Origin of the sequence: Microbacterium phyllosphaerae (assembly GCF_050628115.1) — a bacterium.
GTDB lineage: Bacteria > Actinomycetota > Actinomycetes > Actinomycetales > Microbacteriaceae > Microbacterium > Microbacterium phyllosphaerae_A.
Genome location: NZ_CP192502.1, coordinates 1,190,714 through 1,205,295, shown reverse-complemented (window position 1 = coordinate 1,205,295; position 14,582 = coordinate 1,190,714). Strand labels below are relative to the sequence as shown.

The 14,582-nt window shown below is 68.1% G+C and carries 14 protein-coding genes; 1 reads left to right on the top strand and 13 read right to left on the bottom strand.

Annotated elements, in window-relative coordinates:
- Positions 1 to 14 precede the first annotated feature (14 nt).
- The 8 genes from ACQ4LY_RS05490 to ACQ4LY_RS05455 form a co-directional block, all read right to left on the bottom strand.
- Positions 15 to 1,043 carry a FecCD family ABC transporter permease gene (locus ACQ4LY_RS05490; RefSeq protein WP_431075016.1) on the bottom strand — a complete coding sequence of 343 codons (1,029 nt, stop codon included), beginning with the start codon at positions 1,041 to 1,043 and terminating at the stop codon, positions 15 to 17.
- On the bottom strand, positions 1,040 to 2,071 hold the full coding sequence (locus ACQ4LY_RS05485) for a FecCD family ABC transporter permease (RefSeq protein WP_431075015.1): 1,032 nt from the start codon (positions 2,069 to 2,071) through the stop codon (positions 1,040 to 1,042). The genes ACQ4LY_RS05490 and ACQ4LY_RS05485 overlap by 4 nt, the downstream gene beginning before the upstream one ends.
- The gene (locus ACQ4LY_RS05480) at positions 2,068 to 3,108 is read right to left on the bottom strand and encodes an iron-siderophore ABC transporter substrate-binding protein (protein ID WP_431075014.1); all 1,041 of its coding nucleotides are present in this window, start codon (positions 3,106 to 3,108) and stop codon (positions 2,068 to 2,070) included. Before ACQ4LY_RS05480 ends, ACQ4LY_RS05485 begins: the two co-directional genes overlap by 4 nt.
- A gap of 145 nt (positions 3,109 to 3,253) precedes the next feature.
- Positions 3,254 to 3,868 carry a hypothetical protein gene (locus tag ACQ4LY_RS05475; protein WP_431075012.1) on the bottom strand — a complete coding sequence of 205 codons (615 nt, stop codon included), beginning with the start codon at positions 3,866 to 3,868 and terminating at the stop codon, positions 3,254 to 3,256.
- Positions 3,865 to 4,728 (bottom strand): carbohydrate ABC transporter permease, encoded by an 864-nt coding sequence (locus ACQ4LY_RS05470; RefSeq protein WP_431075752.1) that lies wholly within the window; start codon positions 4,726 to 4,728, stop codon positions 3,865 to 3,867. Before ACQ4LY_RS05470 ends, ACQ4LY_RS05475 begins: the two co-directional genes overlap by 4 nt.
- Positions 4,729 to 4,781: 53 nt before the next feature.
- A complete protein-coding gene (locus ACQ4LY_RS05465; protein WP_431075011.1) occupies positions 4,782 to 5,735 on the bottom strand; it encodes a carbohydrate ABC transporter permease in 954 nt (317 codons plus the stop codon).
- A gap of 61 nt (positions 5,736 to 5,796) precedes the next feature.
- Positions 5,797 to 7,101, bottom strand: coding sequence for an ABC transporter substrate-binding protein (locus ACQ4LY_RS05460; protein ID WP_431075009.1), 1,305 nt, complete (start codon positions 7,099 to 7,101; stop codon positions 5,797 to 5,799).
- Between the two features lie 78 nt (positions 7,102 to 7,179).
- Positions 7,180 to 9,042, bottom strand: coding sequence for a glycoside hydrolase family 2 protein (locus tag ACQ4LY_RS05455; protein ID WP_431075008.1), 1,863 nt, complete (start codon positions 9,040 to 9,042; stop codon positions 7,180 to 7,182).
- 208 nt (positions 9,043 to 9,250) lie between these two features.
- Here ACQ4LY_RS05455 and ACQ4LY_RS05450 point away from each other — a divergent pair, with 208 nt between their 5' ends.
- Entirely contained in the window at positions 9,251 to 10,243 is a 993-nt protein-coding gene (locus ACQ4LY_RS05450) for a LacI family DNA-binding transcriptional regulator (protein WP_431075007.1), read from the top strand.
- 161 nt (positions 10,244 to 10,404) lie between these two features.
- Here ACQ4LY_RS05450 and ACQ4LY_RS05445 read toward each other — a convergent pair whose 3' ends face one another.
- From ACQ4LY_RS05445 to ACQ4LY_RS05425, 5 genes are all read right to left on the bottom strand, one after another.
- Positions 10,405 to 10,683 (bottom strand): hypothetical protein, encoded by a 279-nt coding sequence (locus tag ACQ4LY_RS05445; RefSeq protein WP_431075006.1) that lies wholly within the window; start codon positions 10,681 to 10,683, stop codon positions 10,405 to 10,407.
- Positions 10,684 to 10,880: 197 nt separating this feature from the next.
- Positions 10,881 to 11,720 (bottom strand): ABC transporter ATP-binding protein, encoded by an 840-nt coding sequence (locus ACQ4LY_RS05440; protein ID WP_431075005.1) that lies wholly within the window; start codon positions 11,718 to 11,720, stop codon positions 10,881 to 10,883.
- On the bottom strand, positions 11,713 to 12,603 hold the full coding sequence (locus ACQ4LY_RS05435) for an ABC transporter ATP-binding protein (protein ID WP_431075004.1): 891 nt from the start codon (positions 12,601 to 12,603) through the stop codon (positions 11,713 to 11,715). The genes ACQ4LY_RS05440 and ACQ4LY_RS05435 overlap by 8 nt, the downstream gene beginning before the upstream one ends.
- The gene (locus ACQ4LY_RS05430; protein WP_431075003.1) at positions 12,600 to 13,511 is read right to left on the bottom strand and encodes an ABC transporter permease; all 912 of its coding nucleotides are present in this window, start codon (positions 13,509 to 13,511) and stop codon (positions 12,600 to 12,602) included. The genes ACQ4LY_RS05435 and ACQ4LY_RS05430 overlap by 4 nt, the downstream gene beginning before the upstream one ends.
- A complete protein-coding gene (locus ACQ4LY_RS05425; RefSeq protein ID WP_431075002.1) occupies positions 13,508 to 14,569 on the bottom strand; it encodes an ABC transporter permease in 1,062 nt (353 codons plus the stop codon). Before ACQ4LY_RS05425 ends, ACQ4LY_RS05430 begins: the two co-directional genes overlap by 4 nt.
- Between the last annotated feature and the right edge of the window lie 13 nt (positions 14,570 to 14,582).

The following is a 14,582-nucleotide window of genomic DNA, read 5'->3' as shown; positions in this document are numbered from 1 at the left end:
ATGCGCCCCCGCGCTCACACCGGTCGACGAGCCGTGCGCATGACGAGGTAGATCAGGTACGCGCCGCCGAGCACGAGTGTGACCACGCCGACCGGGAGCGCGTGCTTGGGCACGGCGTTCTGCGCGATGATGTCGGCGAGCGAGAGCAGGGTCGCTCCCATCAGCGCGGTGGCGACAAGGTGGGCCGGTCCGTTCTTGACGATGAGCCGGGCGAGGTGGGGCGCTGCGAGCGCGATGAATGCGACGGGTCCGATGACGGCCGTGACCACACCGGTGAGTCCGACCGCGATCGCGACGAGTCCGGCCTTGGTGGCCCCCATGCGCCCGCCGAGACTCGTGCCGGTATCGTCGCCGAGCTCGACGAGCCACAGCCCCCGCCGCACGCACACCAGCACGACCATCAGCACGATGACCACGAGGATCGGCACCAGCGCCTGATTCCATCCGACGCCGTTCAGCGTCCCGGCATCCCAGATCGCCGCGGAGATCGCCACTTCGCGTCGGGCGCGCAGCAGCATCCAGGCATTGACCGCCGCCAGGACCGCACTCACACCGATTCCGACGATCACGATGCGGTATCCGAGTGCCCCTCGACCGGCGATGAGCAGCGCCACGAGCGCGGCGGTGGCGAAACCGCCGAGGATCGCGCCGATCGCGACCGCGAATCCGGAGCCACTGCCGCTGGTCATCACGATCAGGGCGCCGGTGTAGGCACCGGTCGTCAGTCCGATCACGTCTGGACTGCCGAGCGGATTGCGGGTGATGGTCTGGAAGACGGTTCCCGAGAGCGCCAGCGCCGCCCCGAAGAACACCGCGGCGAGCGCGCGCGGCAGACGCCAGTCGACCACGACCATGCGCACGCCGCCGTCGGTCTCGAACAAGGCCTGGATGACCCGGATCGGCGAGAGCACGGTGTCGCCGATCGACAGGCCGGCCACGAACGACACCAGTAGCGCAGCCACGAGGATGCTCATCGCGATGCGTCCCCGGCGGTCGAGGGTGCGGCGTGCCTGCCGCAGGAACATGCGGGTGTCGGCGCTCACAACTGCACCGGATTCTTGCGGCGGCCGATCCAGATCAGGAACGGAGCCGCGACGAAGGCCATCACGATGCCGACCGGCACCTCCTGCGGCGCTATGACCACGCGGCCGATGACGTCGCCGAGCACGACGACGATCGCACCGATCACGGCAGCGAGCGGCACGATGGCCTTCTGTGAGGCGCCGACGACGCCACGGGCGATATGGGGAGCCGCGAGACCGAGGAAGGCGATCGGGCCGGCGATCGCGGTCGCCGTTCCGGCGAGCAGGGTCACGGCGACGACGGCCGCGGTGCGGAGCCAGCCGATCTTGACGCCGAGGGCCGCGGCCGTCTCGTCGCCGAGGGCGAGCACGTCGAGGCCGCGCGTCATGAGCAGTGCGACGACGAGCCCGAGGGCGATCATGGGTCCGGCCACGAGGAGGATCGAGAGGTCTCGGCCCGCGAGGGCACCCGATTCCCAGCTGCGCATCTGCAGGAAGGCGGTCGGGTTCAGCAGCACGAGTGCCGTCGTGATTCCGCCGAGCACAGCGGCGAGGGCCACGCCCGCCAGCACGAGGGTCACGGGGCTGCCCCCGCCCGCGGCTCCGAGCAGCACCACTCCCACGGTCGCCACGAGTGCTCCGACGAGTGCGAACACCATGAGGTGCGGGAAGTCGCGGATGCCGAGGGCGGCGACCGCGATCGCGACAGCCACGGACGCTCCGGCGTTCACACCCAGGATGCCGGGATCGGCGAGCGCGTTGCGGGTGAGGCCCTGCATCACGGCGCCCGCGGCGCCCAACGCGAGACCGACGACGAGACCGAGAACCGTGCGCGGGATGCGCGATTCCCGCACGACGAGCTGCAGATCGCTGCCGTCGAACCGCAGGATCGCGTCGACGGCCGTGTCGAGTCCGACCATCTTCGTGCCGACTGTCAGGCCGATGAGCGCGGTCGCGATCAGTGCGAGCCCCGCGAGCACGACGACGAGCGCGATCCGCCCGGTGGAGACCCGGTGCGGATCGCGGCTCGTGCGTGCGGCTGCGGTCACTCGCCGGTGCGCGCCGGTCCGTTGCCAGCCACGGCGTCCGCGAGGGCGGGCACGAGAGCGTCGAGCACGTAGGGAAGACTCAGTGCCGAGGTGAAGTAGATCGCACCGGCCGTGATGCCGTCGGTGTAGACCACCGACTTGTTCTGCATCGCGCTGATCGCGGTGACGAACGGCTCGTCCTCGAGGGCGGTGATGTCGTCATCCGATTCGGTGCCCCAGATGAGCACGTCGGCGGCGTTCAGCACGTCGAGGTTCTCGACCGGGATGTTGGCCTGTCCGCCCGAGCTGTCCTCGGGTGCGTAGGCGTCTATCTCCGAGGGGACCGAGAAGCCGAGATCCGTGAGGAAGTCGGTGCTCAGGCCGTCCTGGTAGGCGATCGCGGCGCCGTCGTAGATCGCGTTCTGCAGGAAGACGATCGACTTTCCGGCGAACTCCGGGTGAGCTTCGGCGGCCTCCGCGAACTGTGCGTCGATGTCGTCGACGAGCTGCTGCGCCTCATCCTTCAGACCCACCGCCTCGCCGATCTGGAGCGTCTGCACGTCCCACGGCTCGAAATACATCGAGTAGTCGCCCGAGTGGGCGACGGTCGGCGCGATGTCCGAGAGGCGGTCGTAGTCCTCTTCGGTCAGACCAGCGTTGGTGCCGATGATCAGGTCGGGGTCGAGCAGCGCGATCGCCTCGAAGTCCAGTCCGTCGCTGGTGGTGAGGACCTCGGGCTCCGAGTCGCCACGGGCCTCGTCGGCCCACGGCCAGGAGGCGAAGTCGTAGCCGCCGTACCACTCGGTGACGCCGACGGGCTTGACCCCGAGCGCCCACAGGGTGTCCTGCTCGGTGACGCCGACGGTCACGACGCGCTGCGGCTGCTCGGGGATCGTCGTGTCGCCGTAGGCGTGCTCGACCGTGACCGGGAACGCGTCGGAGTCGACCGCGGGAGCGCCGTCGGTGTTCTCTGCGGCGGGGGCGCAGGACGTGAGTGCGGCCGCGGAGACGACAGCGGCGATGAGGGCGCCGAGCGCCTTGGTGCGGGAGAGGGGCATGGAGAAACCTGTTCGCTCAGATAAGGGTTGCCTAAGCTTATCCAGAACCGCGCTGGCCACGCATCGGGAGGAATCCTCGACCTCGACAGCACGCCCGCACAGCATGCTCTCGCCGGAGGGAGGGCTCCTCCCGACGCGGATGCCGTCAGCCGGATGCCTGCGCGGGCATCCGACGACGCTCTGCCGCGACCAGGGAGACGACGATCAGCCCCGGCGCGATGACGATGAGAGGCGGGAGCATCCACACGACTGTGATCGCGACGCCGACGCCGATCAGCACGAAGGCATCACCGATCGGGTCATCGAGCACCAGGTTCCGGCCCGCCCGCCACAGCTGCGACCAGCGGGCGCCCGGGTGCCACAGAGCGGCCGTTCGCAGCGTGGCCACCGCGACCACCGCGGCGAGCGCCCCGCTCACGAGGGCGAGCACCGTGCCCCCTGGCAGCAGGCCCTGCATCCCGCCGATCGTGTTGAGCATGAGGAGTCCCATCACGACGGTGGATGCAAGGCCGAACCACCATCCCGACCGGATCGCCTGCAGCCCCAGCGACGCCAGCCGTCTGACCGAGTCCTGCTCGTGATCGAGGTGCGCGTCGAGATGTCTGACGCCGGCAGCGACCGCCGGAGCCAGGGTGACGAGGGGCAGCGCGAGCACGGCGACACCGAGCCCCGCGACGAGCATCTCGCCGAACGCCGAGACCCCCGCTCCTCCGAAGCGACGCTCATCGCCTCGCCCGCGCGCGCCCTTCGCCGGACTCATCCCTTGAGGCCTTCGGTCGCGACCCCTGAAACCAGGTAGCGCTGGAACGCGAGGAAGAACACGACGACGGGCAGCAGTGCCAGGATCGCCATCGCCATCTGAGCGCCGTAGTCGCTCGTCGAGGTCTGATCGACATACAGGCGCAGCGCCAGCGGCATCGTGTACATCCCGGGGTCCTTCAGGTAGAGCAGTGGCCCGAAGAAGTCGTTCCACGACCAGATGAACGCGAAGATCGAGCTCGTCACGAGTGCCGGCTTCATGAGCGGCAGGATCACGTACCCGAACGTGCGCACGTGACCCGCGCCGTCGATGCGGGCCGCCTCATCGAGGTCGCGCGGCAGCCCGCGGATGAACTGGATCATCAGGAACACGAAGAACGCGTCGGCAGCGAGGAACTTGCCCAGCAGCAGCGGCCAGTACGTGTTGATCATGTCGAGCTGGTTGAACACGATGTACTGCGGGATGATCACCACGTGGAACGGCAGCAGCATCGTAGCGATCATGCACAGGAAGAACAGCCGACTGCCTCGGAACCGGATGCGGGCGAACGCGTACGCCGTGATCGAGCACGACAGCACGATGCCGATCACCGATGCCAGCGCGAGGATCAGCGAGTTCACCACGAACGTCCAGAACGAGACACCGCCGATGCCCTGCAGCGCCTTGAGGTAGTTGTCGAACGAGAAGCTCTCGGGAATGAGGCTGACCGAGCCGATGATCTCGTTGCCTGGCTTGAACGACGACATCACCATCCACGCCGCCGGGTACAGGATGACGACGAGCACCGCGAGGGTCAGTACGTGGAAGACCGTGGACTTCGCCCGGTTCTGCCACCGGCGGGTGGTCGCCTCTCGCAGCATCCGCCCCGTGGTGCGATCGGTCGTTAGGACCTCGGTGTGTGTGAGTACCTTGCTCATCGTTCGTCTCCCGCGTAGTGCACCCAGGCCTTCGAGCTGCGGAACAGCATCACCGTGACGAGGCCGACGACGACGACGAGCACCCAGGCCATGGCCGAGGCGTAGCCCATCTGGAAGTCACGGAAGCCGCGAAGGTAGAGGTACAGCGTGTAGAACAGCGTCGATCCGGCAGGCCCTCCGCTGCCGTTGGAGATGATGTACGCCGAGTTGAACACCTGGAAGGCGTGGATCGTCTCCAGCAGCAAGTTGAAGAACAGCACGGGCGACAGCATCGGGATCGTGATCGAGAAGAACCGACGCACGGGTCCTGCGCCATCGACCGACGCCGCTTCGTAGAGTTCCGGCGGCACCTGCTTGAGACCTGCGAGGAAAATCACCATCGGCGCCCCGAACTGCCACACCGTCAACAGGATCAGCAGGGGCAGGGTACGTGCGGGGTCCCCGACCCAGCCGCCCTCGGATGCCGGGGGGCCGCCGAAGAACGATCCGATCTGCGCGACGATGCCATTGTCGATGAACATCGCCTTCCACACGATCGCGATCGACACGCTGCCGCCGATCAGCGACGGAAGGTAGAAGGCAGAACGGTAGAACCCCTGACCACGCCGGGGCACGTTGAGAAGCATCGCGACGGCGAGCGCGGCAACCAGCTTCAAGGGAGTGCCGACCAGGACGTAGATCCCGGTGACCTTCACGGCCTGCAGGAAGTTGGGGTCGGAGAACATCCGCGTGTAGTTGTCGACGCCGATGAACTCCGGGTCGTTGAACAGGTTGTAATCGGTGAACGACAGGAACAGCGAGGCGACCATCGGCCCCGCCGTCAGTGCGAAGAAGCCGATCAGCCAGGGGCTCAGGAACAGATAGCCGGCTCTCGTCTCACGGCGAGCGCGCAGGTTCGGGCGCGGTCTGGCCGGTCGCGTCGGAGCGGCGGTGGCTGCAGGAGCAGTCATGGGGTCATCCTTTCTCCTGCAGCCAGGCGCCTGGGCCGTGCGGCAGGTTCGTGCGAGACGGTCAGGATCCGAGAACCAGCGACATCTCGGTGAACAGCTCCTGGGCGAACTGCTCCGTGGTGATGTCGCCGTAGCGCAGCTGTTCGTGCAGCTCGCCCCACTTGGCCTCGATGGTGCCGTAGCCCGCAGGCAGGATCGGGTAGCTCGCCGTGAGCTCGTCGTCGACCGAGGCGAGGTAGTCGAGGTTCACGGTGTCGGCGGGCGTCTGGTCGATCGCCGCGCGACCCTCCTCGGTGGGCGGTGTGCCGAGCGAGGTTCCGAAGATCTGGGCGACCTCGGGAGACGTGGTGAGGAAGTTGACGAACGCCGCCGCCGCCTGCTGCTGGTCCGAGTTCTTCGCGACGCTGAGGAGCATGCTGGGCTTGGGAGCGAGCACGTGAGCGTCTTCGCCCTTCTCGAGCGGCGGCTGGATCATGCCGATGTTCTCAGTGCCGGCATCCGTCATGCCCTGCAGCACCGTCGTCGAGAAGTTGAACCAGATCGCGGTCTCCCCCGCGAGGAATCCACCGCTCGGCGACAGTGCCACACTGCGCTCGACCGGGTAGAAGTCGCCGTCGTCGCGCAGGTCGGCCGCGCTGTCGAGGTAAGAGATCACGTCCTTCTCGTCGAATGAGGCGGTGCCGTCCTCCTCGAAGACCGGGTTGCCTTCCTGCATCAGGTGGTAGATGAAGTTCGGAAGGCCGCCCGTGTAGTCCTCCGCACCGTAGATGCGCGGATCCGATGCGCCGCCGGCCTCATTGACCTCGAGGATGAAGTCGTTCAGCTCATCCCAGGTCATGTCGTCGGTCGGGTAGTCGATGCCGAACGAGTCGAGGAGGTCCTTGTTGTACATCATCGACCAGGCGTTCGTGCCCAGCGGAACGCCGACGAGCTGATCGTCGACGGTCCCGGACCCGAGGACCTGATCGTTGATCCCGTCGAGGGGCAGCAGCGTGTCGCGGTACGGCGTCAGGTCGGCGAGGAGGTCCTTGCTCGCATACTCGCCGAGGTATCCGGCATCCATCATCACGACATCCGGAAGAGACTTTCCCGCGGCTTCGGTGTTGCGGGCGGTCCAGTAGTCACCCCAGGCGTTGAAGTTACGCACCACCTCGACGTTCGGATAGTCCTCGTTGAACAGCGCCACGACCTGCTCGAAGCGATCGGCGCGGTCTTCGTTGCCCCACCACGAGAAGCTGATCTCTGCGGCCGTGTCTTCGTCGAACGTCACCTCCGTCGGGGCATCGTTCGAACCTCCGCTGCATCCGGCGAGCACCAGGGTGGTGACGCCGACGGCGGCGATCAGAGCGGGCAACCTCTTCGACATGTGGATCTCCTCATTGAGTGGGCCTGGGCCCGGTGGTGGTGCACGGCAGCGTGGTGCGGCCGCGGTCGGTGGTGAAAGTCAGTCGGTCGACGTGCCCCTGATCAAGGCACGGAGGGTCTCGAACGGGAGCTTGGGCTCCCTGGCCTCGGTGAGCAGGCCGTTGCGTTCCTGCATGGTGTCGGTGAGCTGGGTCCAGCACCAGCCCGCAAGGCCCCCGGGTCGCCCTCGGAATCCTCGGGTCCCCGACTGCGCGGCACCGAGGATCTCGGCGAGCATGCGCGTGAAGTCCTCGGCACCGGATGCTTCGGAGTACCCCCATGAGTCGCTCGGGCTGGCATCCACCGCCCATTTCACGCCCCCGAACTCGGTGAGCATGATCGGCTGACCGGTGTCCTCTGCGCCCGCGAGCCGGATGCGCCGGCCTGCCGGACCGATCCCGCCGATGTACTCACGCAGCACCGACTCGTCGGTGTCGTAGCGATCGGCCAGCACCTGGCCGTCCCACTCGTAGTCGTGCATCGTCCAGAGGTCGGATGTGCCGAGCTCCCAGCCGTCGTTCGAGATCACGGGCCTCGTGGGGTCCAGTGCTTTCGTGAGGTGATACAGCCCCTCGGCGAAGGCCCGCTGATCCGCACGCGATGCGATGTGCTGCACACCCCAGCTCTCGTTGAGCGGCACCCAGGTGATGATGCTCGGATGGGCACGGTCGCGCATGACCGCTTCCGTCCACTCGGCGGTCGTCCGCCGAACAGCCTCCGCGCTGAAGGTGTACGTCGCCGGCATCTCGCCCCAGACGAGCAGGCCGAGCCGGTCGGCCCAGTAGAGGAAGCGGTCGTCCTCGATCTTCTGATGCACGCGCACCGAGTTGAATCCGAGTTCGGCGATCAGCTCGGCCTCACGACGCAGCGCATCGGCTGAGGGCGCGGCGAGGTGGGTCTCCGGCCAGTAGCCCTGACTGAGCACGGAGCGCAGCGTGACGGGTCGGTCATTGAGCAGCAACGCACCCTTCGCCCAGTCGATCGAGCGCAGTCCGAGGTAGCTCGCGACGGTATCCGTCTCCGCTCCGTCCGTCTCCACCCGCACCCAGGCGTCGAGCAGCACCGGCTTCTCGGGACGCCAGAGCAGATGCTCGTAGTGCTGGCCGTTCGCTTGGCCGGCGACCGGGAAGGTCAGGGTCGTCATGGTGTCGCCCGCGTGCACACTGGCGGATGCGAGAGTCTCACCGTCGTGCGCGATCCGCACGTGCACGACGCTGTCGGCCCGGTGGCGGAGCGAGACCTCGACCGTCACTGTGCCGGCGGTCAGGTCGCTCGTCCAGTTGAGCGCCGTCACATGCTGCGGCGCCACCGACTCGAGCCACACGGTCTGCCAGATGCCGGTCGTGCGGTGGTACCAGATCGCGTGCGGGTTCTCATGCCAGTCCTGCTTGCCTCGGGGCTGGGCGATGTCATGCGGGTCGTCCTCCGCGCGGACGACGATCACATGCTGGTCGAGTGACCCGTCGAGCGCATCCGTGATGTCGAAGGCGAACGGCGTGTGACCTCCCTCGTGGGTGCCCACGACCTGGCCGTCTACCCACACGGTGGCGCGGTAGTCGACGGCCCCGAAGTGCACAACGGCGCGTCGCCCTGTCGCGTGCCCTGCCGTGTCGAGTTCGCTCGAGGTCAGCGCGCGTCGATACCAGACGACGGGGTGGAAGCCGGTCGCGCCGATCCCCGAAGCGGGCGACTCTGGCGGGAAGGGAACGCGGATGCGGTCGGGCAGCTCACGCCCGTCGTGCCACCCCTCGCTGAGCCCGAGATCTGAGTCGTCGTGGGCGAACCCCCATTCTCCGTCGAGGTCGACGAACGACTCCCGCACCAGCTGCGGGCGCGGCCGGGCCGTCTCCAGCAGGCTCGCCCTCACGGTGTCGATTCCTCGATCGGCGTCTCGCAGTGCCACGTGAACGGCTCCCTCTTCCGGTCGGCTCCCGCCGGCCTCTCGTCATCGAACAGGCCCTCCGTCTTCGAAGGACACGGGACGGAAAGCGCATTCCGTTCCACGTTGAACTACAGAGTAGTTCCACGTTGAACTAACGTCAACCACTAGAGTCGGATCGAACGGCTCGCGCATCGATCGCGGTCGCTCGACCGGAGGGAAGGGAGCCTCGATGGCCCGCGTCACGCTCGCCGACGTCGCCGCCCGTGTCGGGGTGAGCGCCAAATCGGTCTCGAACGTCGTGAACGGCACCGGGTGGGTGGGTGACGAGGTGCGACAGCGCATCCTGAGTGCGATCGACGAGCTCGGCTACCGGCCGAACCTCGCCGCACGGCAGTTGCGCAACGGACGGAGCGGGCTCATCGCGCTCGTACTCCCCGACCTTCGCGAACCGTACTTCGCCGAGTTCGCGTCGCAGTTCGTCAGCACGGCGCAGACGCGCTCCCTCACGGTCCTGATCGCGCAGACCGGGGGTGGCCGCGAGGCTGAGTTGGCGATGATGGCCGGCGAAGGACTCCCCGCCCTCGATGGGATCGTCATGAGCCCGCTCGCGCTGACTGCATCCGATCTCGCCGACCGCCATTCCACGCCGCCACTCGTGCTGATCGGCGAGCAGGCGGAGTCACTCGTGGGGCCGAGCGCGCACCACGTCGGCATCGACAACGTGTCGGCCGCCGCCGCCGCGACGTCGTACCTGCTCGCAAGCGGCAGGCGACGGATCGCCGCCGTCGGCGTGCAGCATTCGGGGCCCACAGCCACGTCACGACTGCGCTTCGAGGGATACCTCCGAGCCCTCGCCGAGGCAGGCATCGAGCCCGACCCGTCGCTCTACGCCACCGTCGAGCAGTTCAACCGGGCAGAGGGATCGACCGCAGTCGAGCGCCTCATCGAGAGCGGCGTCGGGTTCGACGCGCTGTTCTGCTTCAGCGACAGCCTCGCGCTCGGGGCGCTGTACACGCTCGGAAGCCGCGGCATCGCCGTGCCTGACCAGGTGCAGGTCATGGGGTTCGACGACATCGAGGAAGGCGGGTTCCATATCCCGACGTTCTCGACGGTCGACCACGGCGTCGAGAAGGCGGCCGCGACGATCCTCGACATCCTCGGCGATCCCGCGGCTTCGTCCGGCGCCCACCACGAGGTGCCGTACAGCCTCATCCCGCGCTGAAAGGCTTGCCGGGCGCGAGGGTCACCGGCGCGCCCACGGGAGGAGAACTCTCCCTCGGGAGGAGAACTCTCCCTCGGGAGGAGCGATGAGCCACAGGCATCCTCCCCTGGCGCAGTCCTCCTCCCGAGGAGGTGGTCAACGGGCCCAGCGGAGCTTCAGCGTCAGACGGATGCGTCTGCGAGACGCCGCTCGACATCGGCGAGTTCGGCTCGGATCTGGACGAACGATTCCGGGGTGAAGCGCCTCACCTGCAGGTCGAGGATCGCCTGGGCCGCTATGTCGCTGACCTCGAATTCCTCCGCCACGGCCGAGACCGCCGCCGCGGTGTCTCCCGGCGCATCCCGGCAGACCCGCAGGAGTTCCTCCGGCCTCTCGAGAACCTTGACGTAGGCGGCGACTATCTCGCGGCGGGCCAACAGGTTTTCTCGGTCCTCAGTCATGGGGCCACTGTACGACGCGGGTAACGCCTCAGACTCGGCGAACGCTCGGGAGGAGAACCCGCTCTCGGGAGGAGCTTTGAGCCACCGGCACCCTCCCCTGGCGCAGTTCTCCTCCCGAACGAGCGAACGAAAGGGCGCGCGCGCGAGAGACCGACCGCCCGGGCGACCGCCCGAACGAGCGAACGAAAGGGCGCGGCTCAGTCGATGACGGGGGCGATCTCCGACCACACGGTGCGCTCGTTCGTCGACGGCGCGATCGGGATGCGCCCTGCACCGTCGGGCTCGGGGATCGCGGCGAGCAGCGCCTGGGTGTACGGATGCTGCGGCGCAGACCACACGCGGTCGGTGGCGCCCGCTTCGAGCACCCGACCGGCGAACATCACGAAGGTGCGGTCTGCGATGCGGCGGACCACAGCGAGGTCGTGCGAGATGAACAGCATCCCCGCACCGGATTCGGCGACGAGGTCGCGCATGAGACCGGCGACGCTGGTCTGGGTCGACGCATCCAGGGCCGAGATCGGCTCGTCGGCGACGAGCAGCGACGGTCGAGCGGCGAGCGCCCGCGCGATCGCGAGGCGCTGCTTCTGTCCGCCCGAGAACTGATGCGGGAACCGTGTGGCGACCTCGGTCGGCAGCCCGACCCGCTCGAGCCACTCGGCGACGGTCGAGCCCTCGGCGCCGCGAGCACGCGCCGTGGCGATGCCGTCGGCGATCTGGTCGCCCACCCGACGGCGCGGGTTCAGCGACGTCGACGGATCCTGGAACACCATCTGGATGCCGGTGAGCGCCACGTTCCGACGGCGGATGCCGAGCGGCGTGACGGGTGCATCGCGGAAGCGCACCTCGCCCCCGGCGAGCTTCTCGATGCCGACGACCGCGCGGGCGAGGCTCGACTTGCCACTGCCGGATTCTCCGACCAGCGCCACGGTCTCACCCGGTGCGACGGTCAACGAGACCCCGTCGACGGCCACGACCGGCGGGCTCCCGGGGTAGCGGACAATCACGTCCCTCGCATCGAGGACGGCGACTTCACTCATCTCGGGCCTCCTCCGCAGCATCCGACAGCTCAGCATCCGACACGGGATCGACGACTGCGACATCGGCAGCCGCGATCTCGAGCTTCGATCCCGGCAGAGCGGCGAGCAGCGTGCGGGTGTACTCGTGCTGCGGCGAGCGGAACAGGGTCTCGCGGTCGGCCCGCTCGACGATCTGCCCGTTCTTCATCACGGCGACCTCGTCGGCGATCGCGCTCATGACTCCCAGGTCGTGCGTGACGAGCAGCACGGCGAGGTTGCGCTCGGTCGCGAGGTCGCGCAGCAGCCGCAGGATGCCGGCCTGCACGGTGACGTCGAGCGCGGTGGTCGGCTCGTCGGCCAGCAGCACCTCGGGGTCGCACGCGAGGGCGCACGCGATCGCGATGCGCTGTCGCTGACCGCCGGAGAACTGGTGCGGATAGCGCTTGAGCGCAGCATCCGGATTCGGCACCTGCACCGTCTCGAGGAGTTCGATCGCCCTGGCCTTCGCCGCCTCTCCTCGCAGGCCGAGGTGCACGCGCATGTGGTCGGTGAGCTGGCGGCCGATAGGCAGCTGCGGGTGCAGCGATGCCGAGGGGTCCTGGAAGATCATCGCGATGCGCTTGCCTCGGATGCGGTTGAGGGCCCGGCGACGCATGCCGACCAGCTCCTCCCCCGCGAGCGTGATCGATCCGCCGGTGCGCGCCTGTCGGGGCAGGAGTCCGAGCACGGCGAGCGAGGTGAGCGTCTTTCCCGATCCGGATTCTCCGGCGAGGCCGTGGATGCGACCTGCCTCGAGATCGAGCGAGATGCCGTGAACGAGAGGTCGCCCGATGTCGATCGTCAGATCGCGGATGCTCAGAGCACTCGTGGAAGCCGGAGCACTCGTCGAGACGGAGGCGGTCATGCTGCCACCCCCTTCGCCGAGGCCGCGTGGTCGGCCTGCTTCTCGTGCGTGACCTCGGCCCTCGGGTCGAGGATGTCGCGCATCGCGTCACCCAGGAAGTTGAAGGCGAGCACCACGGTCAGGATCGCGAGCCCTGGGAAGACCCCGAGCCACCAGGCGTCGAAGTTCTGCATCGCCGCAGAGATCATGGATCCCCACTCAGCGGTCGGGGGCTGCGCACCGAGACCCAGGAACGAGAGGCCCGAGAGCAGCAGGATCGCCGCGCCGATGTCGAGCGTCGCGAGCACCAGCACGGGACCTGCGATGTTCGGCAGGATGTCGACGAACAGCGTCCGCAGCGGCGAGTGCCCGAGCAGACGACCCGCGATCACATAGTTCTGTCCGCGGAGGCCGAGCACGATGCTGCGGGTGACTCGCGAGTACTGCGGCCACGAGACGACGATCGCCGCGATCACCGCGTTGAACAGCGACGGGCCGAGGGAGGCCGCCACGACCATGGCGAGGATGACCGTCGGGAACGCCATGAACAGGTCGGTGATGCGCATCAGCGTCTCGTCGACCCAGCCGCCGAAGTAGCCGGCGACGGCCCCGATCACGGTGCCGATGATCATCGCGGCGATCACGAGCATGAGCGCGAGCGGGAGGCTCACGGTCGCACCCGTCATCAGGCGCGAGAAGATGTCGCGACCGTTGCCGTCGGTGCCGAGCAGGGTGTCGATGCCCGGCTCCTGCAGACGAGGGAGCACCTGCGCGTTGGGGCCGTAGGGCACCCACCACTGTGCGGTGAAGGCGACGATGATCCACGCTCCGGCGATCACGGTGCCGATCACGCCGAGCGGCGTGCGCCAGGCACGCGGCCAGCGGAACCGGAACCGCCAGGGGCCGGATGCCGAATCGATGCGGCTCATGCGATCCTCACTCTCGGGTCGAGGACGCCGTAGAGCAGATCGACGACGAAGTTGATGAGGAGGTAGATGAATCCGACGACGAGACCGACGCCCATGATGCCGGGGAGGTCGAGGTTCGCCGCCGAGTTGTAGGCGTAGGTGCCCAGGCCCGGCCACGCGAACACCGACTCGACGAGCACGGTGCCCGACAGCAGGGATCCGAAGGCGACGCCGACGACGGTGAGGATCGGGAGGGATGCTCCGCGGAGCACGTAGTCGAGGATCACGCGCATCGCCGGAAGGCCCTTCGCCCTGGCCGCGCGCACGTAGTCACTGCCGAGCACCTCGAGCACAGACGTGCGGATGAAGCGGGTCAGGAGGCCGATCGTCACGAGCGACAGCACCATCACCGGGAGCGCCAGGTGGGCGAGCGCATCGGCGAACCCGACACCGTCGCCGTTCAGCAGGTAGTCGACCGTGTAGAGCCCGGTGATGCGGGGCGGCGGGGTGATCGATGGCGAGATGCGCCCGGATCCGGGCGCGATGCGCAGCTCGAGGAAGAACACGTAGAAGCTGACGAGCGCGAGCCAGAAGGTCGGCACGCTCAGTCCGATCAGCGTCACGATCCGGATCACCTGATCGGTGACGAGTCCCCGGCGGTAGGCGGCGAGCGTGCCGAGCACGACGCTCACCGCGAGGCTGAGGATGATGGCGCCGATGGCGATCTCGATCGTCGCCGGCACCGCGGTGGCGAGGTCGCTGGTGACCGGGCGACCGGTCACCAGCGACGTGCCGAGGTCTCCGCGAAGGAGGTTCCCCATGTAGATGAAGTACTGCACGAACAGCGGCTGATCGAGGCCGTGCTCCTTGATGAACGCCTCGCGCGTCGCGGGGTTCTGGGATGCCCCCTCACCCAGCGCCGCCGACACGGGGTCGCCGGGCACGAGGTTGGTCAGAGCGAAGGTCACGATCGTGACCCCCACGAGCAGGAGCAGCGACGTGCCGATCCGGCGCAGCAGGTATCCGACGAGCGGCGGCCTGCGACGCTGTGCTTGCCGTCGCACGGCCACCGTCGTCATGAGTCAGCTCCCG

Bases quoted from the DNA above. Each gene is read 5' to 3' on its own strand.
- ACQ4LY_RS05480 (WP_431075014.1), bottom strand. From the start codon at position 3,108: ATGCCCCTCTCCCGCACCAAGGCGCTCGGCGCCCTCATCGCCGCTGTC.
- ACQ4LY_RS05475 (WP_431075012.1), bottom strand. From the start codon at position 3,868: ATGAGTCCGGCGAAGGGCGCGCGCGGGCGAGGCGATGAGCGTCGCTTC.
- ACQ4LY_RS05470 (WP_431075752.1), bottom strand. From the start codon at position 4,728: ATGCTGCGAGAGGCGACCACCCGCCGGTGGCAGAACCGGGCGAAGTCC.
- ACQ4LY_RS05465 (WP_431075011.1), bottom strand. From the start codon at position 5,735: ATGACTGCTCCTGCAGCCACCGCCGCTCCGACGCGACCGGCCAGACCG.
- ACQ4LY_RS05460 (WP_431075009.1), bottom strand. From the start codon at position 7,101: ATGTCGAAGAGGTTGCCCGCTCTGATCGCCGCCGTCGGCGTCACCACC.
- ACQ4LY_RS05450 (WP_431075007.1), top strand. From the start codon at position 9,251: ATGGCCCGCGTCACGCTCGCCGACGTCGCCGCCCGTGTCGGGGTGAGC.
- ACQ4LY_RS05445 (WP_431075006.1), bottom strand. From the start codon at position 10,683: ATGACTGAGGACCGAGAAAACCTGTTGGCCCGCCGCGAGATAGTCGCC.
- ACQ4LY_RS05440 (WP_431075005.1), bottom strand. From the start codon at position 11,720: ATGAGTGAAGTCGCCGTCCTCGATGCGAGGGACGTGATTGTCCGCTAC.
- ACQ4LY_RS05435 (WP_431075004.1), bottom strand. From the start codon at position 12,603: ATGACCGCCTCCGTCTCGACGAGTGCTCCGGCTTCCACGAGTGCTCTG.
- ACQ4LY_RS05430 (WP_431075003.1), bottom strand. From the start codon at position 13,511: ATGAGCCGCATCGATTCGGCATCCGGCCCCTGGCGGTTCCGGTTCCGC.
- ACQ4LY_RS05425 (WP_431075002.1), bottom strand. From the start codon at position 14,569: ATGACGACGGTGGCCGTGCGACGGCAAGCACAGCGTCGCAGGCCGCCG.